We start from the raw sequence: 26,591 nt of genomic DNA, 5'->3' as shown, positions 1-26,591 counted from the left end.
GCACTCATGAATTTCCGCAACATCTCCGCCTGGTCGATCCGCAACCCGGTCGTTTCGATCGTGCTGTTTATCGGCCTGACCCTGGCCGGTATCCTCAGCTTCGCGCGGATGGACATCGTCAACAATCCGGACGTCGAGTTTCCGGCGGTGACGGTCAATATCTCGCAGCCCGGCGCTGCGCCGACCGAGATCGAGAACCAGGTGACGCAGATCGTCGAATCGGCGGTGCGCAACATCAACGGGGTGAAGAACCTCAACTCCACGGCGTCCGAGGGCAATAGCAACACCTTCATCGAGTTTGAGATCGGCATCGATCCCAATGATGCGGTGAACGAGGTGAAGAACGCGGTCGATCAGGTTCGCGGCGCGCTGCCCGACGGGATCATTGAGCCGCGCGTGTCCAAGGTGGACGTCACCGGCGGCGGCCCGCTGGGTATTTTCGCGGTCGAAGCGAACGACATGACGCTGGAGCAGCTGAGCTGGTTCATCGACGATACCGTCGCCAAGCGCCTCCTTTCCGTGGAAGGCATGGCGGAGGTCGATCGCTTCGGCGGTGTGGACCGCGAAATTCGGGTGGTGCTTGATCTGCCGCGCATGCAGGCGCTCGGCGTCACCGCCAGCCAGATCAACGCAGCGCTGCGCCAGACCAATATCGATGCCGCGGGCGGCCGTGCGCAGATTGCCGGATCGCGCCAATCGGTCCGCATCCTCGGCAATGCCGACGATGCCTACGCCCTGTCGCAGACGCGCATCCCGCTGGGCAATGGCCGCACCATCCGGCTCAGCGATGTCGCCAAGGTTTCGGACAGCTATTCCGAACGCACCTCGATCAGCAAGGTGCGCGACAAGGAGGTGGTGAACTTCGCCATCTCGCGCGCACGCGGCGCATCCGACGTAACCGTTTACGACAATGCGATGGAGCAGATCAAAGCGCTGGAAAAGGAAAATCCGGGCGTCAAGTTCATCCAGCTTTTCTCCACCGTCAAATACACCAAGGATCAGTATCACAGCTCCATCGACGCGATGATCGAGGGCGCGGTGCTGGCGGTGATCGTGGTGCTGCTGTTCCTGCGGGATTGGCGCGCGACGCTGATTTCCGCGCTCGCCATTCCGCTGTCCGCGATCCCGACCTTCTGGTTCATGGATCTGCTCGGTTTCAACCTGAACTCGCTCTCGCTGCTCGCGCTCGGTCTGGTGGCCGGTGTCCTTGTCGATGACGCGATCGTGGAGATCGAGAATATCGTGCGGCACATGCGCATGGGCAAATCCGCCTATCAGGCTTCGATCGATGCGGCGGACGAGATTGGCCTTGCCGTGGTCGCCACCACCTTCTCGATCGTGGCGGTGTTCCTGCCCGTCGGTTTGATGCCCGGTATCTCCGGTGAGTTCTTCAAGAATTTCGGCATCACGGTCGTCGTGGCCGTGCTCATCAGCCTTGCGGTCGCGCGTCTCATTACGCCAATGGTCGCTGCCTATTTCCTGAAGGCCAAGGGCCATGCCTCGCACGGCGAGGGACGGCTTATGGACATGTATATGGGCGTGCTGCGCTGGTCGCTTGACGAGAGCAAGGCCAAGCGCTTCCGCGAAGGCGGCGGCCCGCTGCGCAAGGTCTTCAGCATGGTCCTCGATCACCGCGTCTGGATGACGATGGTGGCCGGAGCCGCGCTGGTACTCACCGTCGTGCTGTTGATGACCATTCCGCAGCAGTTCCAGCCGAATGTCGATAGCGACGATAGCCGTGTCGAGATCGAGATGGTGCCGGGCACCACACTGGAACAGACCGAAGCGGTGGCGGACCGCGTGGCGACGATCCTTTATAAGCAGCCCGAGGTGGAGCTGGCGCTGGAGCGCGTGCGCGAAGGCAATGCGACGCTCTATGTCGATCTGAAAGCGGATCGCGAGCGGACCTCGACCGAGTTCGAGCGGCAGACCGCGCCGCTGTTGCAGAATATTCCGGACGCGCGCGTGTCCTTCGGCGCGCAGAATGGCGGCGGCGGGACGGGCCGCGAAATTTCGATTATGCTGACCGGCAGCAATCCGGAACTGCTGAACCGCACGGCGAGCACGCTGGTGCAGCAGATGCAGGGCCTGAAAACGGTTCAGGCGCCGCGCATCGCCGCGGACCTGAAGCGGCCCGAACTGATCATCGAGCCGCATATGCAGCTGGCCGCATCGCTCGGTGTCACCACCGCGCAGCTCAGCCAGGCGATCCGCATTGCGACCCTGGGCGAAATCGATCAGAACGCGGCCAAATTCTCGCTGTCGGACCGGCAAATCCCGATCCGCGTGATGCTACCCAAAACATCGCGCGAGAGCCTGTCGACCATCGAGAACCTGCCGGTCCCCACCGCCACGGGCGGATCGGTACCGTTGTCGCGTGTCGCGGATATTCGCTTCGGCTCCGGCCCGACGACGATTCAGCGCTACAACCAGCAGCGCCGCGTGTTCGTTGGCGCGGACCTGGCACCCGGCGTGGTGACGGGCACCGCCTATGAGCAGATCAACGCGCTGCCGATCATGAAGAACCTGCCGCAGGGTGTATCGAACGAAGCCTTCGGCCAGCAGGAATGGCAGGCCGAGCTGATCACCAACGTGATAATCGCGGTGATCGCCGGCATCCTTCTGGTCTTCGCGGTGCTGGTGCTGCTCTACAAGCGCTTCATGTCGCCGCTGGTGAACATGGGATCGTTGCTGCTGGCCCCGCTCGGCGGGTTGCTGGCGCTGCTGATCGTCGGACAGCCCATCTCCATGCCGGTCTATATCGGCCTGCTCATGCTGCTGGGCATCGTCGGCAAGAACTCGATCCTGCTGATCGACTTTGCGCTGGAGGAAATGGCGACGGGTAAGGAGAAGTTCGCGGCGATCATGGAGGCCGGGCACAAGCGCGCGCAACCGATCGTGATGACCACCGTGGCGATGACGGCGGGCATGGTGCCGACCGCGCTCTCGCTGTCCGGCGACGGCGCATGGCGCGCGCCGATGGGTACGGTGGTGATCGGCGGTCTGGTCCTCAGCACCCTGCTTACCCTCCTGATCGTGCCGGCCAGCTTCAGCCTGGCGGACAGCATCGAGAAGCGCATGGGGCTGTGGTTCGGCAAGATCCTGACCTATCAGCCGGGCGACAAGGAACGCTCGCTGGAGCTCGACCGGGCCCGCGCACGGGGTGAGGGCGGGGGCGCGTTGCCTGCCGAATAACGGCGCGGTGCTTGGCAAGCGCCGCCACGTTGGGCTAGGCCTTTGAATATGAAGCCCATCGGCCGATCAGCGGCGATAGCCGGACCCATGGCCGAGGCGCAGCGCCTCGCCGCCTTCCGGCGTATGCGCCGCATCGCCACCGCGCTGCTCATCCTGATGGCGGGCATTTTCTTCGCCGCGCGCGCGCTGGAGCCGATGCACCCCGCCTGGGGCTATGTGCGTGCCTTTGCCGAGGCCGGGATGGTCGGCGGGCTGGCGGACTGGTTCGCGGTTACCGCCTTGTTCCGCCATCCGCTGGGCCTGCCGATCCCGCACACCGCGATCATACCGCGCAACAAGGACCGGATCGGCGATACGCTGGCCGCCTTCCTGCGCGACAATTTTCTCACCCCTCGCGTGGTGGCGCGGCGGCTGCGGCGGATCGACGTTGCGGGCGCGGCGGGGCGTTTTCTACGCCATCCCAGTTCGGGCGAGGGGCGCATCCGCCGCGGCGCGTCCCGCCTGATCGCGGACGTGGTCGGCGCGCTCGATCAGGAACGGCTCGGTGGCATGGCGAAGGGCGCGGTGCGCGGGCAGCTGGAAAAGATGAACGTCGCGCCGCTGCTGGGCCAGATGCTTGGCGCGATGATCGCGCGCAAGCGCCATCTGCCGGTAATCAGCGCCGGCATCCGCTGGGCGGCGCTGACGCTGGACGACAACGAACATCTCATCCGCAATATGGTGCATGAAAAGGCGAACAGCATCATGCGCTGGACTGGGCTGGACGAAACGCTGGCCAACGCCATCATCAGTGGGCTGCAGAAGCTTCTGATCGATATGGACGCCGATCCCGAGCATCCCTTGCGCGGGCGGGTGGAAGAGGGGCTCGCGCGGCTGGCGGACGATCTGACTCACGATCCGGAAATGGCCGCCAAGGTGGCGCGGATGAAGGCGGAATTGCTCGCCAATCCGGCGATGGCGAACTGGATCAACGGGCTGTGGGAACAGGCCCGCCGGGCGCTCCTGTCGGCGGCGCGCGATCCCGATGCGGCGATGGCGGGCAAGCTGGGCGAGATGCTATCCCAGTTCGGCCAGACCTTGCAGGAAGACCCTGTCCTCAAACGGCAGATCAACCGCTTCGCCCGCCGCGCGATCACCGGCGTCACCTCCGCTTACGGAGACAATATCGTGCGGCTGGTATCGGACACAGTGCGCGGTTGGGAGGCCCGCACGATCACCGACCGGGTGGAGACGGCGGTGGGCCGCGATCTGCAATATATCCGCATCAACGGCACGCTGGTCGGCGGCTTGGTGGGCGTGACCATCCATCTGGTGGACGTGCTGGTTTAACGCCCGGAGTTTCCAAAAAACCGTTCGCCCTGAGCTTGTCGAAGGGCCGTTCTTCTGCGCTGAGGTGGCGAAAAAGAACGGTGCTTCGACAGGCTCAGCACGAACGATGTGGGGAGAGTTTTACCGTCCCAGAAGCACCCTCGCTTGCCCTGCGATCTGCGCCAGCATCGGTACGCTGGCTACCGGCGCCTTCTGCGCGCGCTCGATCAGGCCGGTAAACTGCGCGATGCGCTCTTCGCGTCCCTGCGCCCAATTGTCGACGAACTGCGCGAGATCCTTGGAGCGCGCACGGCGCAGGAAATCGAGCCGCATCTGCTGGAAATCGCGGGCGAGGCCAGCGGCGAGCAGGCGCTCCCACGGATCGGCGGGGCTCATCGTATTGGCGGTGGTCTGCGCCCATCCCAGGCCCAGCATATCGCCCACCTTGATAAACGCCGCGCCGACTTCCCGCGCAGGGATTTCGCGCTGGCGGGCAAGGTCGGCGATGCCGATCGCACCGTCCGCCTTGTAGAGATGCGTGACTTTCTCGGCCAGCTCCCGCGGGGCACCTTCGGCCACCATCGCTTCAGTCTGGTGGCTGGCGATCTCACAGGCGCGATCCGACAGAAGCTCGTCCACATCGACGGTCAGCTTGCCGACGCCTTCCTCGAGCTGCGCGACGATCTCGCCGATCGGCTTGGCCGCATGGTCGGTCCGCATCAGGTCGGCGATGTGGGAGCGCGCCGCCATGGCCAGCATGTCGAACAGATCCAGCCGGGCCTGTTCGTCCATCGCGGTCCGGTCCAGCTCGTCCCACAGCTGTTGCAGCCCGAACAGACGCTCGACCACGATGAACGCGTTTGCGACATCGCCGGGGGAGGCGCCTTCCTCCTCGGCCAGCTCGAACGGGTAGATGATGTTGAGGCGGTTCACCATGCGGTTGGCAATTCGCGTGGCGATGATTTCACCGCGCAGGCGATGGTTCAGGATCGCGTCGCGGTGCGCCTTGCGCATCGCTTCCGGGAAGGCGGAAAGCAGCTCGTCGTCGAGTGAGCCGTCGTCCAGCTTCACCGTGCCTTCGATCGAATCCTGCAGCGCCAGTTTGCCGGTGGCCAGAAGCACGGCGAGCTCGGGGCGCGTCATGCCCTCCTGATCCTGGCCGCGGCGCAGCAGCTCCTCATTTCCAGGCAGGCCCTCGACCGCGCGGTCCAGCCGCCCTTCGCCCTCGAACGTCTCGATCAAGCGCACATAGCTTGCCAAGCCCTCGGTGCCGTCATTTTCGGCGATGGAGATGCCGAGCGCCTGGTGCCGGTTATCCTCCAGCACGATCTCGGAGACCGCATCGGTCATGGACTTCAGGAGGGCGTTGCGCTTGTCCTCCTTCAGATTGCCGTCGCGCAGCTCGGTATTGAGCGCGATCTTGATGTTCACTTCCTTGTCCGAACAGTCGACGCCCGCGCTATTGTCGATGAAGTCGGCATTGATACGGCCGCCCTTCAGATCGAACGCGATGCGCGCACCCTGCGTGACCGCCAGATTCGCGCCCTCGCCGATCACCCGCACGTTCAGATCCTCGGCATTGACGCGGATCGGATCATTGGCGGGATCGCCCACGTCGATATGGCCTTCGGCCTTGGCCTTCACATAGGTGCCGATGCCGCCGAACCAGAGCAAATCTGCCTGCATTTTGAGAATTGCGGACATCAGGCGGGCGGGATCGACCGTCTCCTCCTCGATGGCCAACATCTCGCGGACCTGCTTGGAAAGCTTGATGCTCTTTTCGGAGCGGGCGAACACGCCGCCGCCCTTGGAGATCAGCTTCTTGTCATAATCTTCCCAGCTGGAGCGGGGCAGATCGAACAGGCGCTTGCGCTCATCCCAGCTCTTGGCCGGATCGGGATCGGGATCGAGGAAGATGTGGCGATGGTCGAACGCGGCGACCAGCTTGATAGCCTTCGACAGCAGCATGCCGTTGCCGAAAACGTCGCCGGACATGTCGCCCACGCCGCATACGCGCACGCTTTCTTCCTGCACGTCCACGCCCATTTCGGCGAAGTGGCGCTGGACGGAAATCCACGCGCCCTTGGCGGTGATGCCCATCGCCTTGTGATCGTATCCATTGCTGCCGCCGCTGGCGAAGGCATCGCCCAGCCAGAAGCCGCGCTCGATCGCGATGGCGTTGGCGGTGTCGCTGAAGGTTGCCGTGCCCTTGTCGGCGGCGACCACGAAATAGGGGTCTTCGCCGTCGTGGATGACCACCTGATCGGGGTGCACTACCTTATCCTCGACGATATTGTCGGTGATCGACAGCAGCGTGCGGATGAAGATTTTGTAGCACTCGGTGCCCTCGGCGATCCACGCATCGCGGTCCTCGGCCGGATTGGGCAGGCGCTTGGGGAAGAAGCCGCCCTTGGCGCCCGTCGGCACGATCACGGCATTCTTCACGCGCTGTGCCTTCATCAGCCCTAGAATCTCGGTGCGGAAATCGTCGCGCCGGTCGGACCAGCGCAGGCCGCCGCGGGCCACAGGGCCAGCGCGCAGATGGATGCCCTCGACGCGCGGGGAATAGACGAAGATTTCGCGCCACGGCACGGGTGCGGGCAGACCGGGGATCGCCGCGCTCTCGATCTTGAAACCCAGCGCTTCTTCCGCGCTGTCCGCAAAGGCGTTTGTGCGCAGGACGGCGAGTGCCACCGCGCGCAGGCTGCGCAAGATGCGGTCCTCGTCGATCGCCGCGACGTTCAGCAGCAGCTCGTCGATCCGGGCGTTGGCGGCCTGGCTCTCGCCCTCGCGGTCGCCATCGAAAGCGGGATCGTGGCGCACGCGGAACATGTGAATGAGCTGCCGTGTGATCTCCGGCGCGCGCGCTAGGCTGTCGATCACCGTCTGCATGGAGAAGCTCATGCCCGTCTGGCGCAGATAGCGGAACCAAGCGCGCAGCCACACCACGGCTTCGGGCTCCAAGGCGGCGGAGATGATCAGGCTGTTGAACGGATCGTTCTCGACGCTGCCGTCGATCTCCGCCGTGATCGCACGTTCGATCGTTTCGGCGCGCTCCACCAGCGCCTCGGCCTTGCCGGCATCACGCACGCCGAGGAGGAAATCGTGGATATAGGCGAAGGTGCCGTCGCCGAGCGGGGAGGGGATCTCGCCCAGCACTTCGAAGCCGAAATCTTCCAGCACGGGCACCGCATCGCTGAGCGGCAGGGCGCCGCCCAGATGGTAGATCTTCAGGCGCAACTGATGCTCCTGATCGCCCTCCAGGCGATAGAGCCGGGCACCGCGGCGGTGGCCTTCGTCCAGCGCATGCAGGCGCAAGATATCGGCGGCCGCCTCGTGCGGATTATAGGCACCGCGATAAGAGGTGCCGAAATTCTCGGCATAACGCAGGGAGAGTGCGGCCGCGCGCTTCTCGTCGATCGTTTCGGCGAGAGCGGATTCCACCGCGGGCTGCCAGCCGCGCACCATGCGCTTCAGCTTCGCATCGAGCGCCTCTTCATCGATTACCGCATTGCGATCGTCCAGATTGAGCGTGAAGCGCAGGAGCGCGACCTGCCCGTCTTCCAGCGAGATCGACCAGCTCAAAATTTCGCCGTCCGCGCTGCGCTTCAGCATGTCCTCGATGGACTTGCGCATCGAGGTGGAGACATCGTCGCGCGGCAACCAGACGAACACGAACAGGTGCCGTCCGAGTGGAGAGCGTGTGGTCAGCAGCTTCGGCCGCGGACGGTCCGACAGCGACATGTTGGTGAGGACGATCCGTTCCAGATCGGCCAAAAGGAAGGTGATCAGCAGGTCATGCGGCAGGCTGGTGAGCGCATGGCTCAGCGATTTGCCGGCATGGCCGGACGGATCGAAGCCGAACTTGTCCATCAGGCTGGCAAGATGCGCGCGCAGCACGGGGATGCGGCTGGGCGGCGTGGCCAGCGCGGCGCTGGTCCAGAGGCCCGCGTGGAGCGATATCGCGACGATCTTGTCGCCATCGCGTACCGGGCAAAGCACCAGGTCCATCAGCACCGCGCGATGCACGGTGGACACGCGGTTCGCTTTCATCAGCAGCGGCACGCCCTGGCCCTCGTCGAACCACTGAAAAGCGCGCTCGCGGGCCTCGTCCGACAGGATCTGCTCGTCGTCGACGCGGGCGACGCCCAGGCAATTGGTGCGGCCGCCGTCACGTGCGATCTGCTCATGCGCCACCAGCGTCAGATTGCGGTCGAGGAACCAGCGCAGGAGCGCGCTGCCGTCGCCATCGGGCAGCGCCTCGGCATCTTCGCCCATCGCCACCTGCATTTTCAGCCAATCGTCCACCGCGGCGCGCACATCGCGCAGCACATCGCGCAATATCTCTTCCAGCGCGCGGCGCTGTTTGGCGTCTACGCGCTCGATCTCGATATAGATGAAGCTTTCGGCGCGGTCCGGCCCGCCGCGTTCGTTGCGGATGGTTTCGAGCACGCCATTCGAGCCGCGCTCCACGGTCACCACCGGGTGGATCAGCCGATAGATGTCGATGCCTTGGCCGGCGATCGCGTTCGCCACCGAATCGACCAGAAACGGCATGTCGTCGTTCGCGATGGCGAGTCGCATCAGGCGACGACCGTTGATGCCGGTCAGGCTTTCCATTCCCAGCGCGGGTTCGCCGGCGGTGCGGGTCTCGGCGGTCTTGAGGACGAAGGCAGCGGCGGCGCTGCAGGCCTCGTCGTCGAAATGCTCGTCCTCCCCGGGGAGCGCACTGGCGCGAAACGCCGTACCCAGAGCGTCGAGGAGCGCCGGATCGACACCCTCCTTAGCGGATTGCGTCTTGTCACCGTCTGCCATGCTGTCCTCGCCGTCCTCGTTCCTGTCGAAGCGCTTCGTTAGCCGCGCTATGCGCCTTGTAATTTTATTACTCAACCCCCCGCGGAAGTTCCATCGGCGGCGCCATTTTCTTGCTCCGCGTCCTGCCGCTCGCTAGCGTCCGGGGGAGAAAAGGGAGTGGGAAATGAAGACCTGGTTCAGGATACCGCTGTGGCAGCGCGTGATCGCGGCTTTGGTGCTCGGCGTCGTCACCGGCCTTCTATGGGGCCCGGGATCGGAGAGCATCAAGATCATCGGCGATGTGTTCATCGCCTCGATCAAGATGCTGGTGGTCCCCCTCATCTTCTTCTCGCTGGTTTCCGGCGTCGCCGCGATTGGCGATTTGCGCAAGCTGGGCGCGGTCGGCGGGCGCGCGATGCTGCTGTTCGTGGTCACCGGTCAGATCGCGGTGTGGCTGGGCCTGCTGCTCGGCACCGTGATCCAGCCGGGTATCGGCGTCGATGCCAGCAATATCGAAATGGGGCCGGTGCCCGAGCCGTCCGGCGAGGGCTGGCGCCAGATGGTGCTGTCGATCATCCCGCAAAGCCCGGTGCAGGTGATGGCGGACGTGAACGTGCTGCCGCTCATCGTGTTTGCGCTCCTGATCGGCATCGGCATCCTGATGGCGAAGGAAGAGGGTGAGCCGGTCGGCCGCATCTTCGACTCCGGCTCGGTGGTGATGCAGAAGGTTACCATCATCGTGATGGAGCTGACGCCGTTCGGCGTGTTCGCGCTGATGGCCTGGGTGGCCGGCAATCTGGGTTATGACGCGCTGATCGCGCTCGCGAAGCTCGTCGGCCTCAACTATCTCGGCTGCCTCCTGATCATCTTCGTGATGTACTCGGCAATGATCAAGCTGTTGGCGCGCCTGCCGGTGCGCGATTTCTTCCGCGGCATCATCGATGCGATGGCGGTCAGCTATTCCACCGCTTCATCCAACGCCACGCTGCCCGTCACCATGCGCTGCGCCGAGCGTAATCTCGGCGTCTCGCCCAGCGTCTCCAGCTTCGTGCTCTCGCTGGGCGCGACGATCAACATGAACGGCACGGCGATGTATCTGGGCCTGGCCACATTGTTCGGCGCGCAGGTGTTCGGGGTCGATCTCAGCTGGACCGATTATTTCATGATCTCGATCACCGCCACGCTCGGCGCGGTCGGCGCGGCGGGCATTCCGGGTGCCGGCCTCATCATGATGGCGCTGGTGTTCGGCACGGTCGGCGTGCCGCTGGAGACGATCGCCTTCGTGGCGGGCGTCGACCGGATCATGGACATGATGCGCACCGTCACCAATGTCAGCGGCGATGCCACGGTCGCCACCGTGGTCGCCCACATGACCGGAGAACTGGACCGCGCCGAACTGATCAGCGCGGACGACGTTTAGGAGCGGAGCCGTGCACCGTGGTCCTGCGCATGATGCAGGACGCGGATGACCACGATGTCAGCACCGTCACGCTGGTAATAGATGCGGTGGCTGCGGAAGGTAATCGAACGCACGTCATGTTCAACGAGATCGGTGACCATGCCGATTTCCGGATTGTCTTCGATCAGGCCGAAAGCACGATCCAGGCCTTCGCGATATTCGAACGCGATGTCGGCACCGAAACGCGAGAAGCTGAAGTCCAGGATCGCGTCGAGATCGTCGATCGCGGCCTCGCGGAAAAGAAGGGCCATCAGCCTTGGTGCCTGGCCCGCACCCTTTCGAACACGTCATCCAGAGTCAGGTCCGAAACCGGAGACGCCAGCCCCTTTTCGATCTCGGCGCGCAAAAGCTGGAGCCTCTCGGCTTCCTCCTGATCGCGACGCACAAGATCGCGCATATAATCGCTGGTGCTGCTGTAGCGGCCCTCGGCGACGCGGGATTCGGCCCAACTCTTGAGCTGGTCGGTGATCGAGATGTTCATCTGTGCCATGCGCAACTTATAGAGAATTGCGCAAGGCTTGACAATCCGGGCCCACCTCAGTCCGCGAAGGGATCGCGCACCAGGATGGTGTCGTCGCGTTCGGGGCTGGTGGAGACCAGCGCCACGGGCGTTTCGATCAGCTCCTGCACGCGGCTGATATATTTGATCGCCTGGGCGGGCAGATCGGCCCAGCTGCGCGCGCCTGCGGTGGTCGCCTGCCAGCCTTCCATCTCTTCGTAGATCGGCTCGACCGCTTCCTGATCGGCGGCGTGGGCGGGCAGATAATCCAGGATCTTTCCGCGAAGCCGGTATCCGGTGCAGATGCGGATGGTTTCGAACCCGTCGAGCACGTCCAGCTTGGTGAGCGCGATGCCGGTGACGCCGGAGACCGCGCAGGACTGGCGCACCAGCACCGCATCGAACCAGCCGCAGCGGCGCTTGCGGCCGGTGACGGTGCCGAATTCATGCCCCTGTTCGCCGAGGCGCTGACCGGTTTCGTCCTCCAGCTCGGTGGGGAAGGGGCCGGAGCCGACGCGCGTGGTGTAGGCCTTTACGATGCCCAGCACAAATCCGGTGGCCGAAGGGCCGAGGCCCGATCCGCCCGCGGCGGTGCCGGACACGGTGTTGGAGCTGGTGACGAAAGGATAGGTGCCGTGGTCGACATCGAGCAGCACGCCCTGCGCGCCTTCGAACAGGATCTTCGCGCCGGCCTTGCGCACCTTCTTCAGGCGCTTCCACACAGGCTGCGCATATTGCAGCACGAACGGCGCGATTTCGCGCAGATCGGCGAGCAGCGCCTCGCGGTCCACCGGCGGCTGGTCGAAGCCGGCACGCAGCGCGTCGTGATGCGCGCAGAGGCGATCGAGCTGCGGCTCCAGCGCGTCGAGATGGGCGAGGTCGCACACGCGGATCGCGCGGCGGCCGACCTTGTCCTCATAAGCCGGACCGATGCCGCGGCCGGTGGTGCCGATCTTGCCGGAGCCTGCCGCATTTTCGCGCAGACCGTCGAGATCGCGGTGCAGCGGCAGGATGAGCGCGCAATTGTCCGCGACCGCGAAATTGTCGTCGGTGATGGTGACGCCCTGGCCGCTCAGCTTCTCCACCTCGGCCTTCAGCGCCCAGGGGTCGAGCACCACGCCGTTGCCGATGATGGACAAGGTGCCGGTGACGATGCCGGAGGGCAGCAGGGAGAGTTTGTAGACTTCTCCGTCCACGACGAGCGTGTGCCCCGCATTGTGGCCGCCCTGAAAGCGCACCACGGCGTCCGCGCGGCTGGAGAGCCAGTCCACGATCTTGCCCTTGCCCTCGTCGCCCCATTGCGCGCCGATCACCGTGACGTTGGCCAATGCTCTGCCCCTTGCTGTCGATCCGTTTCGAAGCGCCGCCCTAAAAGCGGGGCGGCGTCAGGTCCAGCGATAAGGGCGGACCTCATGAGGGGGTTCGTTCGTTGAGGGGGCAAAGAGAAAGGATTTTTATGAGCACCGACACCATGTCCCAGACGCCGATGATCGAACTGAACGACGGCCGTTCGATCCCGCAGCTCGGCTTCGGAACCTACAAGATCGACGAAGAGAACGCGGCCGAGGCCGTGCGCAATGCCGTGGATATCGGCTATCGCCTCGTCGATACCGCCGCGATTTATCAGAATGAAAAGGGCGTCGGCGAAGGGCTGAAAGGCCATGACGATATCTGGCTGACGACCAAGGTCTGGAACGAGAGCCAGGGTTATGATCGCACGCTAAAGGCGTTCGACAAATGCCTCGATCGGCTGGGCCGCGAATCGGTGGATTGCGTTCTGATCCACTGGCCGTGCCCGGACAACGATCTGTACGTCGATACCTGGAAGGCCTTCGTGGAAATCCAGAAGGCAGGCAAGGCGAAGTCGATCGGCGTGTCCAACTTCCTGGAGCCGCATCTGAAGCGCATTGTGGATGAAACCGGCGTCGTGCCGGTGCTCAACCAGATCGAACTGCATCCCAGCTTCCAGCAGAAGGAAGCGCGCAAGGTGCATGAAGAGATGGGCATCGCCACGCAAAGCTGGAGCCCGCTGGGCCAGGGCGATGCGATGGGCAATGACGTTGTGAAGAAAATCGCCGAGAAGCTCGATCGCACGCCCGCACAGGTGGTGCTGCGCTGGCACATCGACAACGGCCTGCTCGTGATCCCCAAGGCCTCGTCCGAGGATCACATGCGCGATAATTTCGGCGTGCTCGACTTCGAATTGAGCGAAGACGACCTTGCGGCGTTCGACCAGCTCGACAGCAAGGACGGCCGCCTTGGGCCGGACCCCGCCACGATGAACAGCTGATCGCTTCGATCGAGGAAACACGAAAGGGCTCCCGCCGATGCGGGGCTCCTTTTTTACGTCCCGCTCTCTTTAGAGCGGCTTGGCTGCGCCGTTTTCCATGCGGTGCGTACAGCCCAATGCGTTTGCATCGTCCGCATCGGACAGGGCGGCCACGGTGCGCCAGCCCTCGGTGCGCAGCCTCGCCGCAGCCGCGCTGTCATGGCCTATCGGCAGGAACAGGCGCCTTTCGCTCTCGCCATTTCCGGCTTCGGCCAGCGCGTCGGGATAGAGCGAAAAGCCGGTCGCCGGTTCGCTGCCGCCGTCGGCCTGTCCCAGCGCATAGGTGCCGCCGCGCCCCAGACTGGCGACATGGCCGTCGGCATAGAGCGTGAAGCCGAACCAGCTCTGATATTCGAAGCCATGCCGCTCGGTCGGGTCCAGCGTCAAACGGATATCGTCGGCGATGGGGAGGGCGATGGCCCGCAGCCCCTCGATCCGGGATGCCAGCGCACCGCCCGCATCCAGCGCTTCCAGTTTCGCGAGTGCATCATGATAAGGGCCGGCCGCGGCGATCAGCGGCAGATAGTCCTGCGCGCCCAGCGCGGCGAGACCGCCTGCATCCTTGCTGTCCAGCTCCGCCTTCACCGCTTCCAGCTTCGCGCCGTCCAGCGGGTAACGCGTCTCGGCCAGGCGGTCGACCAGATCGGGCAAGGTGAAGTCCACGGTGATGCCCGTGACGCCCGCGGCCTGCAGCGCCTCGATGGCGAGCGAGACGACCTCGCGCGCGGCGGCGACCTCGTCCGATCCGATGATCTCCGCGCCGATCTGCGTCATCTGCCGTTCCGGGCGAAGCTGGCCGGAGCGCAGACGCAGCACCTGACCCGCGTAACAGAGGCGTAAGGGACGCGGCGCATCGGCGAGACGGCTGGCGGCGATGCGCCCGATCTGCGTCGTCATGTCGGTGCGAAGGGCTAAAGTGCGCTGTGAGATCGGATCGGTGAAGCGCAGATGATCGGTGCGGTTGCCGCCGCGCTGGCTCAGCGCGCGCTCGGTTTCGGCCAGCGGCGGATCGACCCGGTCATAACCATGGCTCGCCAGCACGCCGAGCACCGCGCGCTCGATCGCCGCGCCGCGCTCGGCAACGGGCGCCAGACGATCGCGGAAGCCGACCGGCAACAATTCGGGGGTGTCGCTCATCGCTGGGGTCTTTGATAGGATAAGACGCTTTGCGCAAGGGGGCGCCGTCATTGTGAGGAGCGCAGCGACGAAGCAATCCAGGGCAATTGCAGGGCTGCATCCGCTCTGGATTGCCGCGTCGCCTACGGCTCCTCGCAATGACGTATTTTCGGTGGGGTAGGCCTTATTTGAAGCCCAGCCCCTTCACCTTCTTCACGCCGTCGAGGTTGCAGATCTTCCACATCACCGGCTCGTCCACCGGCTGGTCGACCGAGAGCAGCAGCACTGCCTCGTCGCCCCGCACGCCGGTGCGGCGGCCGAGGTGGAAGGTGCCGATATTGACGCCCGCCTCGCCCAGCGCGGTGCCGACCTTGCCGATGAAGCCGGGAATATCCTCGTTCACGATATAGAGCATGTCGCCGCCAAGATCCGCCTCGATCTTGATGCCGAACAGCTCGACGAGGCGCGGCTGCGCGTCGCCGAACAAGGTGCCGGCAACGGAGCGCTCGCCCTCATCGGTGGTGACGGTGACGCGCAGCAGGGTGTGATAATCCTGCGTGCGATCATGGCGCACCTCGCGCACGTCCAGCCCGCGCTCGCGCGCCAGATAGGGCGCGTTCACCATGTTCACGGTGTCCGAATAGACGCGCATCAGGCCCGCCAGCACGGCGCCGCTGATCGGCTTGATGTTGAGCTGCGCGGCGGCGCCCTCCACCTCGATCTCCACCCCGCGGATATCCTTGCCGAGCAGCTGCCCGACCAGGCTGCCGAGCTTTTCGGCGAGCGCCATATAGGGGCGCACGCGCGGTGCTTCCTCGGCGGAAAGGCTGGGCATGTTGAGCGCGTTGGTGACGCCGCCGGACAGCAGATAATCGCTCAGCTGCTCGGCCACTTGGATCGCGACATTGACCTGCGCCTCGTCGGTCGAGGCACCCAGATGCGGGGTGCAGACGAGGCCCGGCGTGCCGAACAGCGGATTGTCCTTGGCCGGTTCCTCTGCGAAAACGTCGAGCGCGGCGCCCGCGACCTGGCCCGATTCCAGCGCCTCTTTCAGCGCCGCTTCGTCGATCAGCCCGCCGCGCGCGCAGTTGATGATGCGCACGCCCTTCTTGGTCTTGGCGAGCGCCTCCTTGGACAGGATGCCGCGCGTCTGGTCGGTCAGCGGCGTGTGCAACGTGATGAAGTCGGCGCGGTCCAGCAACTGGTCCAGCTCCACCTTCTCCACGCCCATTTCCAGCGCGCGGTCCGGCGTCAGGAACGGATCGAACGCCACCACCTTCATCTTGAGGCCGAGCGCGCGGTCCGCGACGATCGAACCGATATTGCCCGCGCCGATCAGGCCGAGCGTCTTGGACGTCAGCTCGACGCCCATGAACTTGGATTTTTCCCACTTCCCGGCCTGTGTGGAAGCATCGGCTTCGGGCAGCTGGCGGGCGAGGGCGAACATCATCGCGATGGCATGCTCTGCCGTGGTGATGGAATTGCCGAACGGCGTGTTCATCACGACGACGCCCTTGGACGAGGCGGCGGGGATATCGACATTGTCGACGCCGATGCCGGCGCGGCCGATCACCTTCAGATTGTCGGCGGCTTCGAGAATTTCGGGCGTGACCTTGGTAGAACTGCGGATGGCGAGGCCGTCATAATCGCCGATGATGGCTTTCAGCTCTTCCGGCGTCTTGCCGGTAATTTCGTCCACCTCGATCCCGCGCGTCCGGAAAATCTCGGCGGCCTTGGGGGACATTTTGTCGGAAATCAGGACTTTGGGCATGGGTTTGCCTTCCAGAAATATCTGATGCCGGTCGCACTGGGCCTGTCGAAGGGCCGCCTCCATCACGGACTGTGTTCCGGGGGAGATCGGGGCTTCGACAAGCTCAGCCCGAACGGGATTTAACGATCAGTTATGCTTGGCCTTAACCTCGGCATAGGCCCATTCGATCCACGGCAGGAGACGCTTCAGGTCTTCCTGCTCCACCGTGCCGCCGCACCAGATGCGAAGGGACGGGGGCGCGTCGCGATAGCCGTTGAAGTCATAGGCGACGTCCAGTTCCTCGAGCATCGAGGCGATGGTCTTTGGCACCGATGCCTTGGCGTCCTCATCCAGCCCATCATACCAGTCGCCCTGGAACACCATGCACACGCCGGTATTGGTGCGCAGCGCCGGCTCGTCGACCATGTTGCGCAGCCACGGTGTCGCCTCGATCCAGTCGGTCACGATCTTGGCATTGGCATCCGCGCGCTCGTGCATCGCCTGCAGCCCGCCTATGCTCTTCGCCCATTCCAGCGCCGCGATATAATCCTCGGTCGCCATCATGGACGGGGTGTTGATCGTCGCGCCTTCGAAGATGGCGGTGTTGAGCTTGCCACCCTTTTTCAGGCGGAAGAGCTTGGGCAGCGGCCATTCCGGATCGTAGCTTTCGATCCGCTCCACCGCGCGCGGGGACAGGATCAGCATGCCGTGCGCGGCCTCCGATCCCATCACCTTCTGCCAGCTGTAGGTCGTGGCATCCAGCTTGGCCCAGTCCATCGGCTGCGCAAAGATGGCGCTGGTCGCATCGTTGATGGTGATGCCGGTGCGGTCTTCGGCAATGAAGTCCGCATTCGGCACGCGCACGCCGGAGGTGGTGCCGTTCCAGGTGAACACGATGTCGTTGTCGGCCGGAATGGCGGACAGATCGGGCAGTTTGCCGTAATCGGCATCGAGGACGGTAAGGTCCTGCAATTTCAGCTGCTTGACGGCGTCCTGTATCCAGACATTGCCGAAGCTTTCCCACGCGGCGATGGTAGCCGGGCCCTTGCCGAGCATGGACCACATCGCGCATTCCAGCGCGCCGGTGTCCGATCCGGGCATGATGCCGATCAGATAATCGTCGGGCACGCCCAGCAGTTCGCGGCTGAGGTCGATCGCATATTTCAGGCGCGCCTTGCCGATCTTGGACCGGTGCGAGCGGCCGAGCGATTCGGTCTTCAACTTGTCGAAGGACCAGCCGGGCGGTTTTGCGGTGGGTCCGGAGGAGAAAAAGGGGCGCTCCGGGCGCAATTCGGGCTGCGTATTCTTGTATTCGGTCATGCTATGCTTCTCCTTACAGAGAGCGCGCGCCGCGTTGGGACGGCGTGGCCCGTGGGGCGGCCTACAGGCCTGCCGTCCCAAGTCAAGCATTGCCGCCGCCCGGTCGCCGATCCGTGGCCTTCATCGGACCGATGGTTACTTCTCGGAAAGGTTGTTCGTTTAACGCGAAAATGATGACGACGCCGCTGCGCCCACAGACGATTCTCGCTTACGGCGTGCCGAGTCTGATTCCGCTCGCCGTCTCCATGAGTCTGAGCCTTCAGGTGCTGATCGAGACCGTGCTGATCGCGCTGGCGACCCTCTCCATCGTGATGATCCAGCGAAAGCTGGATCGGCGTGTGTTCGAGAAGGACAAACGGTCGGATGAAGTGCTGCGCGCCGCGGCGCTACTCGCGGACTATGAGAATGACGGGCGCGGCTGGTTCTGGGAAACGGATCGGCACGGCATCCTTCGCTACATTACGCCGATGGTGGCCGAGCGCACTGGCCTCCATGTCGAGGATATTGTCGGCAAGCAGTTCACCAGCCTGATCGCGCAGATCGGCAAACGGGATGATGAGCGAGAAGAACGCACGCTAGGCTTTCACCTTTCCTCGCGTACTCCCTTCAGCGAGCTTTCGATCAAGATTAATGTGGATGAGGAGCGCTGGTGGTCCGTATCGGGCAATCCGGTGCTCGACGATCTGGGCAATTTTCAGGGGTTTCGCGGCAGCGGCACCGATCTCACCGACATGCGCGAAACGCAGAACGCGTTTCAGCAGCTCGCCCGCTACGACACGCTGACGGGCCTTGCGAATCGCTTGGAAATCAACCGGCTGCTCGAACAATCGCTCAAGGGCCATATGGGCAAGAGCGAGCCTTGCACGCTGTTCCTGCTCGATCTCGACCGGTTCAAGCAGGTCAACGATACGCTGGGCCACCCTGCAGGCGATGCCCTGCTGGTTCAGGTGGCGGACCGGCTTCAGCGCGTGGTGGATGACCGCGGCACGGTGGGGCGCCTTGGCGGAGACGAATTTCAGATCGTACTGCCCAAGCTGATTGCGACTGCCGACCTAGAAAAGCTGGCCAAGCGCATCATCGAATCGCTGTCGCTGCCTTATATTGTCGAGGGGTCTCAAGTCCGTATTGGTGCCTCGATCGGCATCGCAGTGCATGAAAGCGGCGAAGTGAAGCCGGCATCGCTCGTGCGCAATGCCGATCTTTCTCTTTACAGCGCCAAGGATGCGGGCCGCGGCACATACCGTTTCTACGAAGAATCGATGCATCTCGAAGCTTCGGAGCGGCGCACCCTGGAAGAAGATCTGCGTGACGCGCTCGGCCGCGGCGAGCTTTCGCTCGTCTATCAGCCGGTGATCGATGTTGCGACGGAGAAGATCGTCGGCTTCGAGGTGCTGACCCGCTGGGATCATCCTACGCGCGGCCGGATCAGCCCCGATGTGTTCATTCCCATCGCCGAGGAAGCCAATCTGATCGGCCGGATGGGCGAATGGATTCTGCGCAGCGCCTGCGCGCAGATTGCCGTCTGGCCAGGGAAGCTGCGCATCGCCGTCAACGTTTCGCCCACGCAGTTCGCAGCGGGCGACATTACCGCAGTGGCGTTGAATGCCATTGCCCAGACGGGGATCGAGCCATCGCAGCTGGAGCTGGAGATCACCGAAAGCGTGTTCCTGGACGGGGGCGATGACAATATCGAGACGTTCAACCGGCTGAAGGCCAGCGGCGTGCGGCTGGCGCTGGACGATTTTGGAACGGGCTACTCCGCGCTCGGCTATCTGAAGAAAGTGCCGTTCGACAAGATCAAGATCGATCAGAGCTTTGTGCGCGGCGCGGCCCAGAAGGGCAGCATGAACAGCGCGATCATCGCCTCGATCGTCAGCCTGGCCGATGCGCTAGGGATGGATACCACGGCCGAGGGCGCGGAGACCCATGACGAACTGGCCCTCGTGCGCCAGCTCGGTTGCAGCCATGTTCAGGGCTATATCTACGGTAAACCCATGGACCCCAGTAGCGCCACCGTGCTGCTGAGTGAGCGGGATGGCTATGCCTATGCGGAAGGATTCAAGTCCAACCGCGTGGCACGCAAGCGCATCTTCCGCCGGATCGGCGTGCATCATGACGGCTTCTGCTATGAAGGGCTGGTGCGCAATATTTCGCCCGGCGGCGCGATGATCGATGGCTTGTGGGATGTGCCCGCCGGCACGCAGTTCAAGTTGGAGCTGGACAATAACCGCTTCGTCGGGGCCACCACGCGCTGGTCGCACGAGAACCGGATGGGCGTGGAATTCGATGCGGAGATCGCGCTGTCCACATTGGGCGAGGCCAGCAAGTTCAAGGTGCAGACCGGCTGGCGCGACGGGCGGGAGGGCGAAGGCGCGCTCTCGACAGAGCCGCCCATGGAGAAGCGCAGTGCCGCCTGAGCGTTGAGACATCGTTAACCATGGCGCGCTTAGATTTCCATCGATGCGCTCGCTGACCCGTCCGTTGCTTTTCTCGACGCTACTGCTGGCAGGATGCGGTATCCTGCCGCACGGCAAGGCGGACCGTAACCCGCGTCCCGAACCCGCGGCAGCCACCTCTGCGTTTTCTTCGACGTCCGCGCGGCAATGCCTTGCCGATCTCGGCAATGCCGGCGTGCGCTATCAGGCTTTGCCCAACCGTGAATTTGGCGGCGGATGCCGGACGGTCGATACGGTCCAACTGCTCGATATCGGTGTGCCGACGACAAATCTCGGCGCGCTGACCTGCCCGCTGGCAGCCGGTTTCTCCGCATGGGCGCGCTACGCCGTGCAGCCGGCGGCTCGCCAGATGCTTGGCAGCGACGTCGTGAAGATCGAGACGATGGGGACCTATGCCTGCCGCAACATCAACGGCGCAGGTTCCGGCAAGCTCTCGCAGCATGCGCTGGCCAATGCGGTGGACGTTTCCGCATTCGTCTTGCGCGATGGGCGGCGCGTCAGCGTGGAGCGCGGCTGGAATGGCGATCCGCGTGAACAGGCGTTCCTGCGCACACTGCATGCTTCTGCGTGCCGCCGCTTCGGCACCGTGCTCGGGCCGGACTATAATAGCGCGCATTATAATCATCTGCACTTCGACATGTCCGGCAATGGCTATTGCCGCTGAGCGCGGGCTGGCTTAGGCCGCGCCCCGTATGACGAAAAAGAACATCAAGGAACGGCGCTTCTACCGCGCCAAACAGGAAGCCCGCTTCGCCGAAGAAGAAGCGGTCGAAACGCCGCAGACCCAGGACCCGGCCTACCGGCTGGCCTTCCAGGATAAGGAATTCCTCCTGCGCGAGGAACTGCGTCCGGTGCGCTTCCAGCTGGAACTGCTGAAGCCGGAAATGCTGCTGGAAGAGCAGGGCATCGGCTCTACGCTGGTAATCTACGGCTCGGCCCGCATTCCTTCGCCCGAAAAGGCGCAAGGCGTGATCGATGCCGCCGTGGACGAGCGTTCGCAGGAAATCGCGCGTCGCCTGGCGGCCAAGGCGAAATATTATGAGGAAGCGCGCAAGCTCGCTTATCTCGCCAGCAAGAGCGAGTTTCGCGAAGTCGACGGCAAGCGGCATTTCGTGGTCTGCTCGGGCGGCGGCCCGTCGATCATGGAAGCCGCCAATCGCGGCGCGCAGGATGCGGGTAAGGAATCCATCGGCCTCAACATCGTGCTGCCGCACGAACAGGCGCCCAATGACTATGTGACGCCCTCCTTATCCTTCCGCTTCCACTATTTCGCGCTTCGGAAGATGCACTTCCTGCTGCGCGCGCGCGCCGTTGCAGCCTTCCCCGGCGGCTTCGGCACCTTCGACGAATTTTTCGAGCTGCTGACGCTGGTGCAGACCGGCAAGGTCGAGAAAATGCCGATCCTGCTTTACGGCCGCGATTTCTGGACGCGCGTGATCAACTTCGACGAGCTGCTGCTGGAAGGCACGATCAGCCCGGCCGATCTCGATCTGTTCAAGATCGTCGAAACGGCCGAGGAAGGCTGGCAGATGATCTGCGACTTCTACGAGCTGGAGACGAACTGAAAACGCCGCCCGTATGGGGCGGCGTTTTTACAATTCATGCCATGTCGAAAGAGCGGATGCCTGCCGCTTATGGCAGCGCTTCGGCGGGGGGTGCGACTTCGCCGGTGCCCTTCGTCGCGGGTTCCTTGTCGGTCACTGCGTCGCCTACGGGCTCTTCTTCCGCCTTCACAGCGCCGTCGCCTTCGCCACCTTCTGCCGCGCCCTCGGCGGGCGGCGGCGGGTAGGGCAGGTTGGAACCCTGCTCGTTCAGATAGGCAATAATGTCAGCGCGGTCCTGCGGGTCGCCAAGGCCGGCGAAGGTCATCTTGGTGCCGGGTGCAAACTTGCGCGGGCTTTCCAGCCATTTGTTCAGTTGATCGAACGTCCAGGTTCCGCCGACCGAGGAAAGCGCTTCGGAAAAGGCGAAGCCGCCCACGCCCTTGCCGATGGGTTCGCCGACCACACCGTACAGGTTCGGACCGATACCGTTTGCGCCGCCCTGATTGATCGTGTGGCAGGCGGCGCACTTCTTGAACACGGTTTCGCCATGCGCAACGTCCGCCTTGGCGAGCAGCGTGGCAAGCGGCGGGCCGCTTGATTCGCCGCCTTCTGCCGCGGTGTCCTCGATGAAGTAGCCCATCTGTTCGCCTTCGGGGTTCTCCGTGTGGAACACGCTGCCGAAGCCGATCGAGAGACCCAAAGCGACCACGCCGCCCCCTAGAATCCAACCGATCAAAGTGTTGTTGCGATCTTGCATGTCGTGGCCCTGAAAGCGTTGGCGGCACCGCGCTTGCCCGCGCGCCGATAAGGAAAGGTTTCGGGCGATTTAGAGGCGGACTGCTCCGGAGGCAAGGCCAAGTGAAGCGAAACCGCGCTCCGGTGCGTTGGACGGGCCAGAGCTAATGCGGAGTTGAGACGGATGCAGCGGTTTTGAATATCTCCCTATCGCCGGGGCAAGCGCAAAGGCGCCCGTTGGAACTGCCAGCGCCCTTTCTTCATCGCCTCCGTGTCAGGCTCTGCTATGGCTGGCGGCACCGGCGGCTTCTTCATCTGGCCCATCCGGTCACCTTCACCGAACGCGTTCAGCACCGCAAACTTTTCGACCATGACCCGCGTTTCGCAAGACTGACGGACAAGATCGCTGCCAAAGCTTATGCGGCGGACCGGCTGGGAAGCGACTGGGTGATACCCACTTTGTGGCAAGGGAATGCGTTGCCGCCGGAACCGGTGTGGCCCACGCCGTTCGTGCTAAAGGCCCGCCACGGCTGCAATCAAAGCGCGTTCTGCCGCGATGCGCAGATGGATTGGCAGCAGCTTCGCGCCGCGTCCGCGCGCTGGATGGCCAAAAGCTACGGCAGCTGGCTCAACGAATGGGCCTATCGCGATGTGCCGCGCGGACTGCTCGTCGAACCCTTTATCGGATCGGACGGCGCGCTGCCGGTGGACTACAAGATTTACGTTTTCGGGGGCCGCGCGGGATATGTGCAGGTGCATCTGGACCGGGAGACCGCGCACCGCTGGCTGTTGTTCGACCGGGACCTTGCGCCAGTATCGAACGATCCGCGCGGCGACCATCCGGCGTTTCCTGCCAGCATCGGCGCGATGATCGCAGCGGCGGAAACGTTAGCCGCGGACTTCGACTTTCTGCGCTGCGACTTTTACGACACCGACGCCGGCCCGCGCTTCGGCGAATTCGCGGTTTATCCCGGCTCGGGCCTGGACCCATTCGATCCGGTGGAGCTGGATTACGCGATCGGCGCGAAATGGGGCGAAGTGCTTGGAGGGCGGCCTATTATTTAAGAGCCGCCCGCCCGAAAACCGGCGCAAAGTACCACTTTGCGACAAAGCTTTTAGTGTGCCGCATCCCAGCTTTTGCCGCTGCCGATCTCGACGCCGAGCGGCACGCTTAGTTCCACCGCGGGGGCGGCGGCTTCGGCCATGACGCGTTCGATCACCGCGCTCGCCGCCTCCACATCGCCTTCGGGCAGTTCGAACACCAGTTCGTCATGCACCTGCAGCAGCATCTTCACATGGCCGAGCCCCGCCTCTTCCAGTGCAGGCTCCATGCGGATCATGGCGCGCTTGATGATGTCCGCGCTGGTACCCTGAATGGGCGCGTTGATCGCGGCGCGTTCGGAGCCCTGCCGTTCGGCCTGATTCTTGGACTGGATGCGCGGAAAATGCGTCTTGCGGCCGAACAGCGTCTCGGTGAAGCCCCTGGAGCGGACCTGTTCCAGCGTGCGCGTCATGTAGCGCGCGATGCCGGGGAAGCGCTCGAAATAGCGGTCGATCATCTCCTGCGCTTCGTCCGGCTCCACCTCCAGCCGCTTGGCGAGGCCCCAGCGCGAAATGCCGTAAAGAATCGCGAAGTTGATCGTCTTTGCGCGCCCGCGCGTGTCGCGGTTCACTTCGCCGAACAGCTCCTGCGCGGTGCGGTTGTGGATGTCCTCACCCGCCTCGAACGCCTCGCGCAATTCGGGCACGTCGGCGATATGCGCGGCGAGGCGCAGCTCGATCTGGCTGTAGTCCGCGGCGAGCAGGACATTGCCCGGCTCGGCCACGAAAGCCTCGCGAATCTGGCGGCCGATGGCGGTGCGGATGGGGATGTTCTGCAAGTTCGGATCGGTCGAGGAAAGCCGCCCGGTCTGCGCACCGACCAGGCTGTAGCTGGTGTGGACGCGGCCCGTGGTTTCGTTGATCTGGGCCTGCAACGCATCAGTGTAAGTGGATTTCAGTTTGGAGAGCTGGCGCCATTCCAGCACCTTGCTCGCCATCTCCACGCCCTGACCGGCAAGCTTTTCCAGCACGCTCTGGTCGGTGGAAAAGGCGCCGGACTTGCCCTTCTTGCCGCCCTTCAGGCCCATCTTGTCGAACAGGATGTCGCCCAGCTGCTTGGGGCTGCCGAGCGCGAATTCCTCGCCGGCCAGCTCATGAACCTGACCTTCCAGCGCCTCCATCTCCTTGGCGAATTCGGTCGACAGGCGGGCCAGCGCGTCGCGGTCCACCTTGATGCCGCGGCATTCCATGCGCGCCACCACCGGCACCAGCGGCCGGTCCACGCGCTCATAGACCTGCGCCACCCCTTCCGGTGCCATGCGCAACTTCAGATGCTTCCACAGCCGGAGCGCGACATCGGCATCTTCGGCGGCGTAAGCGGTGGCGTCCTTCAGCGAAACTTCGTGAAAACCGATCGCCTTCTTGCCGGTGCCGGTGAGCGATTTGTAGCTGATCGGCTCGTGATCCAGATGCGTTTTGGCAAGCGCGTCCATGCCGTGGCCGCCGCCCACTTCCTGCCCTGCATCCAGGCAGAAGCTCATCACCATGCCATCCTCATAGGGGCGGATTTCGATGCCGTGCTGCGCCAGCACGGACATGTCGTATTTAAGGTTCTGACCCACCTTCAGTACCGAATCGTCCTCGAGCAGGGGCTTTAGCTTCGCGAGCACTTCCTTCGTATCGCATTGCACCGGACGCTCATCGAACATGTCGCTGCCGCCATGCGCGAGCGGAATGTAGCACGCCTCGTTCGGCGCGACGGCCAGGCTGATGCCGACCAGCTTCGCGGTCACCGCCTCCAGGCTGTCGGTCTCGGTATCGAAGCCGATCACGCCCTCTTCGCGCGCCCGCGCGATCCAGTGGTCAAGATTGTCGATATCGGTCACGCAGACATAGCCGGACGTATCGATCTTCGGCATTTCGGGAAGCTTCGCCATCGGCGCCTTGGCAGGCGTCTCCGCCGCTTCGCCGAGCGTCGGCTTGGGCCCGTTGGTGCCGGTCACTTGTCCCAGACGCTTCAGCAGCGATCCGAAGCCGTGATGCTCCAGAAATTCGCGCAAGGGTTCTTCCGGAATGCCTTTGAGCGCGAAATCTTCCAGCGGTTCGGGGATCGCGCAATCGTCCTTCAGCGTCACCAGCACGCGGCTGAGGCGCGCATCGTCGATGTGCTCGAGCAGATTTTCCTTCATCTTGCTCTTCTTCATGTCCGGCGCGGCGGCGAGCACGGATTCCAGATCGCCATGTTCCGTCAAGAGCTTGGCCGCGGTCTTCGGCCCGATGCCGGGCACGCCGGGAACATTGTCCACGCTGTCCCCCATCAGTGCCAGGACATCGCCCAGCTTCTCGGGCGGCACGCCGAATTTCTCCTGCACATAATCCGCGCCGAGGCGCCGGTCGTTCATGGTGTCGTAGAGGTCCAGACCCGGCTCGATCAGCTGCATCAGATCCTTGTCCGAACTGACGATCGTCACCTTGAACCCTTCCGCCAGCGCCAGCTTGGCGTAGGTGGCGATGATGTCGTCCGCCTCCACGCCGTCCTCTTCGATGCAGGGCAGGGAGAAAGCGCGCGTGGCATAGCGGATCATGGGGAATTGCGGCTTCAGGTCCTCCGGTGGCTCGGGCCGGTGCGCCTTATATTCGGCATACAGATCGTTGCGGAAGGTGTGCGAGCTATAATCGAAGATCACCGCCATATGCGTGGGCCCGTCGGCGGCGTTCAGATCATCCACCAGTTTCCACAGCATGGTGGTGTAGCCGTAAACCGCGCCCACCGGCTCGCCATGCTTGTTGGTCAGCGGCGGCAGCCGGTGATAGGCGCGGAAGATATAGGCCGATCCGTCGACCAGGAAGAGATGCGGCTGCGCGGGCTTTTCGGAAGTCATGGACGCACAGATAGCGGCTCGGCCCCCGCCATGCCATCGGCAGTTTCGACGGGCGTGGCGGGACAGATTATGACACGCGCCAACGGCTCGTCGCCTTTCATCGTCGATCCAGAACGGTTCGCCTTGAAATAAATGCCGGCTGTCTGTATTGGCCCACTTCCCC

General features: G+C 63.8%; 17 protein-coding genes. 8 read left to right on the top strand and 9 right to left on the bottom strand.

All coding sequences use genetic code 11. The features are described 5' to 3' along the window. Window positions 1–6 precede the first annotated feature (6 nt). Window positions 7–3,195: an efflux RND transporter permease subunit gene (locus tag I6A82_RS00185; RefSeq protein WP_198093232.1), complete on the top strand. Its 3,189-nt coding sequence runs from the start codon at window positions 7–9 to the stop codon at window positions 3,193–3,195. An 87-nt stretch (window positions 3,196–3,282) separates the two neighbouring features. After that, window positions 3,283–4,524: a DUF445 domain-containing protein gene (locus tag I6A82_RS00180; RefSeq protein WP_232343467.1), complete on the top strand. Its 1,242-nt coding sequence runs from the start codon at window positions 3,283–3,285 to the stop codon at window positions 4,522–4,524. A gap of 120 nt (window positions 4,525–4,644) precedes the next feature. Here the strand turns inward: I6A82_RS00180 and I6A82_RS00175 are convergent, their stop codons facing one another. After that, window positions 4,645–9,318 (bottom strand): NAD-glutamate dehydrogenase, encoded by a 4,674-nt coding sequence (locus I6A82_RS00175; RefSeq protein WP_198093231.1) that lies wholly within the window; start codon window positions 9,316–9,318, stop codon window positions 4,645–4,647. Window positions 9,319–9,481: 163 nt separating this feature from the next. Between I6A82_RS00175 and I6A82_RS00170 the strand changes: the two genes are divergently transcribed. Further along, window positions 9,482–10,717, top strand: a complete 1,236-nt coding sequence (locus I6A82_RS00170; RefSeq protein WP_198093230.1) for a dicarboxylate/amino acid:cation symporter — start codon at window positions 9,482–9,484, stop codon at window positions 10,715–10,717. Here I6A82_RS00170 and I6A82_RS00165 read toward each other — a convergent pair. From I6A82_RS00165 to I6A82_RS00155, 3 genes are read right to left on the bottom strand one after another with little or no spacing between them, the layout of a single operon-like run. Beyond that, window positions 10,714–11,007, bottom strand: a complete 294-nt coding sequence (locus I6A82_RS00165) for a type II toxin-antitoxin system RelE/ParE family toxin (RefSeq protein WP_198093229.1) — start codon at window positions 11,005–11,007, stop codon at window positions 10,714–10,716. The two genes, I6A82_RS00170 and I6A82_RS00165, sit on opposite strands and share 4 nt — an antisense overlap. Continuing rightward, on the bottom strand, window positions 11,007–11,246 hold the full coding sequence (locus tag I6A82_RS00160) for a type II toxin-antitoxin system ParD family antitoxin (protein WP_198093228.1): 240 nt from the start codon (window positions 11,244–11,246) through the stop codon (window positions 11,007–11,009). Before I6A82_RS00160 ends, I6A82_RS00165 begins: the two co-directional genes overlap by 1 nt. Before the next feature lie 47 nt (window positions 11,247–11,293). Further along, window positions 11,294–12,583: an adenylosuccinate synthase gene (locus I6A82_RS00155; protein ID WP_187334478.1), complete on the bottom strand. Its 1,290-nt coding sequence runs from the start codon at window positions 12,581–12,583 to the stop codon at window positions 11,294–11,296. A gap of 128 nt (window positions 12,584–12,711) precedes the next feature. On the opposite strand from I6A82_RS00155, the gene I6A82_RS00150 reads away from it, so the two are divergent. Next, complete coding sequence (locus tag I6A82_RS00150) at window positions 12,712–13,545, top strand: aldo/keto reductase (protein WP_232343175.1); 834 nt, start codon at window positions 12,712–12,714, stop codon at window positions 13,543–13,545. A 69-nt stretch (window positions 13,546–13,614) separates the two neighbouring features. On the opposite strand, the gene I6A82_RS00145 is transcribed toward I6A82_RS00150, so the two are convergent. The 3 genes from I6A82_RS00145 to I6A82_RS00135 form a co-directional block, all read right to left on the bottom strand. Then, entirely contained in the window at window positions 13,615–14,721 is a 1,107-nt protein-coding gene (locus I6A82_RS00145; RefSeq protein ID WP_198093227.1) for an ATP phosphoribosyltransferase regulatory subunit, read from the bottom strand. Between the two features lie 163 nt (window positions 14,722–14,884). After that, the gene (gene serA, locus I6A82_RS00140; RefSeq protein WP_187334476.1) at window positions 14,885–16,471 is read right to left on the bottom strand and encodes a phosphoglycerate dehydrogenase; all 1,587 of its coding nucleotides are present in this window, start codon (window positions 16,469–16,471) and stop codon (window positions 14,885–14,887) included. Window positions 16,472–16,597: 126 nt separating this feature from the next. Continuing rightward, a complete protein-coding gene (locus tag I6A82_RS00135; protein ID WP_198093226.1) occupies window positions 16,598–17,770 on the bottom strand; it encodes a phosphoserine transaminase in 1,173 nt (390 codons plus the stop codon). Window positions 17,771–17,943: 173 nt separating this feature from the next. Between I6A82_RS00135 and I6A82_RS00130 the strand changes: the two genes are divergently transcribed. From I6A82_RS00130 to I6A82_RS00120, 3 genes are read left to right on the top strand one after another with little or no spacing between them, the layout of a single operon-like run. Then, the gene (locus I6A82_RS00130) at window positions 17,944–20,187 is read left to right on the top strand and encodes a putative bifunctional diguanylate cyclase/phosphodiesterase (protein ID WP_232343174.1); all 2,244 of its coding nucleotides are present in this window, start codon (window positions 17,944–17,946) and stop codon (window positions 20,185–20,187) included. A gap of 43 nt (window positions 20,188–20,230) precedes the next feature. Beyond that, window positions 20,231–20,890 carry an extensin family protein gene (locus tag I6A82_RS00125; RefSeq protein ID WP_198093224.1) on the top strand — a complete coding sequence of 220 codons (660 nt, stop codon included), beginning with the start codon at window positions 20,231–20,233 and terminating at the stop codon, window positions 20,888–20,890. 28 nt (window positions 20,891–20,918) lie between these two features. After that, window positions 20,919–21,791 (top strand): LOG family protein, encoded by an 873-nt coding sequence (locus I6A82_RS00120; RefSeq protein WP_187334472.1) that lies wholly within the window; start codon window positions 20,919–20,921, stop codon window positions 21,789–21,791. Between the two features lie 67 nt (window positions 21,792–21,858). On the opposite strand, the gene I6A82_RS00115 is transcribed toward I6A82_RS00120, so the two are convergent. Next, window positions 21,859–22,527, bottom strand: a complete 669-nt coding sequence (locus I6A82_RS00115; protein WP_198093223.1) for a c-type cytochrome — start codon at window positions 22,525–22,527, stop codon at window positions 21,859–21,861. Window positions 22,528–22,742: 215 nt separating this feature from the next. Here I6A82_RS00115 and I6A82_RS00110 point away from each other — a divergent pair, with 215 nt between their 5' ends. After that, the gene (locus I6A82_RS00110) at window positions 22,743–23,570 is read left to right on the top strand and encodes an ATP-grasp fold amidoligase family protein (RefSeq protein WP_232343173.1); all 828 of its coding nucleotides are present in this window, start codon (window positions 22,743–22,745) and stop codon (window positions 23,568–23,570) included. Between the two features lie 50 nt (window positions 23,571–23,620). Here the strand turns inward: I6A82_RS00110 and polA are convergent, their stop codons facing one another. Next, a complete protein-coding gene (polA, locus tag I6A82_RS00105) occupies window positions 23,621–26,428 on the bottom strand; it encodes a DNA polymerase I (RefSeq protein WP_198093222.1) in 2,808 nt (935 codons plus the stop codon). Window positions 26,429–26,591: the final 163 nt, after the last annotated feature.

The sequence above is a fragment of the Novosphingopyxis sp. YJ-S2-01 genome (assembly GCF_016093175.1).
Classification (GTDB): Bacteria; Pseudomonadota; Alphaproteobacteria; order Sphingomonadales; family Sphingomonadaceae; genus Novosphingopyxis; species Novosphingopyxis iocasae.
The sequence above is the reverse complement of the archived record's forward strand: the minus strand, read 5'-3'. Positions and strand labels throughout refer to the sequence as shown.

Coding starts and splice junctions, on each gene's coding strand:
- I6A82_RS00175 (WP_198093231.1), bottom strand. CDS start 9,318: ATGGCAGACGGTGACAAGACGCAATCCGCTAAGGAGGGTGTCGATCCG.
- I6A82_RS00165 (WP_198093229.1), bottom strand. CDS start 11,007: ATGGCCCTTCTTTTCCGCGAGGCCGCGATCGACGATCTCGACGCGATC.
- I6A82_RS00115 (WP_198093223.1), bottom strand. CDS start 22,527: ATGCAAGATCGCAACAACACTTTGATCGGTTGGATTCTAGGGGGCGGC.
- serA (WP_187334476.1), bottom strand. CDS start 16,471: ATGCCCAAAGTCCTGATTTCCGACAAAATGTCCCCCAAGGCCGCCGAG.
- I6A82_RS00130 (WP_232343174.1), top strand. CDS start 17,944: ATGACGACGCCGCTGCGCCCACAGACGATTCTCGCTTACGGCGTGCCG.
- I6A82_RS00185 (WP_198093232.1), top strand. CDS start 7: ATGAATTTCCGCAACATCTCCGCCTGGTCGATCCGCAACCCGGTCGTT.
- I6A82_RS00145 (WP_198093227.1), bottom strand. CDS start 14,721: ATGAGCGACACCCCCGAATTGTTGCCGGTCGGCTTCCGCGATCGTCTG.
- I6A82_RS00180 (WP_232343467.1), top strand. CDS start 3,283: ATGGCCGAGGCGCAGCGCCTCGCCGCCTTCCGGCGTATGCGCCGCATC.
- I6A82_RS00125 (WP_198093224.1), top strand. CDS start 20,231: ATGCGCTCGCTGACCCGTCCGTTGCTTTTCTCGACGCTACTGCTGGCA.
- I6A82_RS00160 (WP_198093228.1), bottom strand. CDS start 11,246: ATGGCACAGATGAACATCTCGATCACCGACCAGCTCAAGAGTTGGGCC.
- I6A82_RS00135 (WP_198093226.1), bottom strand. CDS start 17,770: ATGACCGAATACAAGAATACGCAGCCCGAATTGCGCCCGGAGCGCCCC.
- I6A82_RS00170 (WP_198093230.1), top strand. CDS start 9,482: ATGAAGACCTGGTTCAGGATACCGCTGTGGCAGCGCGTGATCGCGGCT.
- I6A82_RS00120 (WP_187334472.1), top strand. CDS start 20,919: ATGACGAAAAAGAACATCAAGGAACGGCGCTTCTACCGCGCCAAACAG.
- polA (WP_198093222.1), bottom strand. CDS start 26,428: ATGACTTCCGAAAAGCCCGCGCAGCCGCATCTCTTCCTGGTCGACGGA.
- I6A82_RS00150 (WP_232343175.1), top strand. CDS start 12,712: ATGAGCACCGACACCATGTCCCAGACGCCGATGATCGAACTGAACGAC.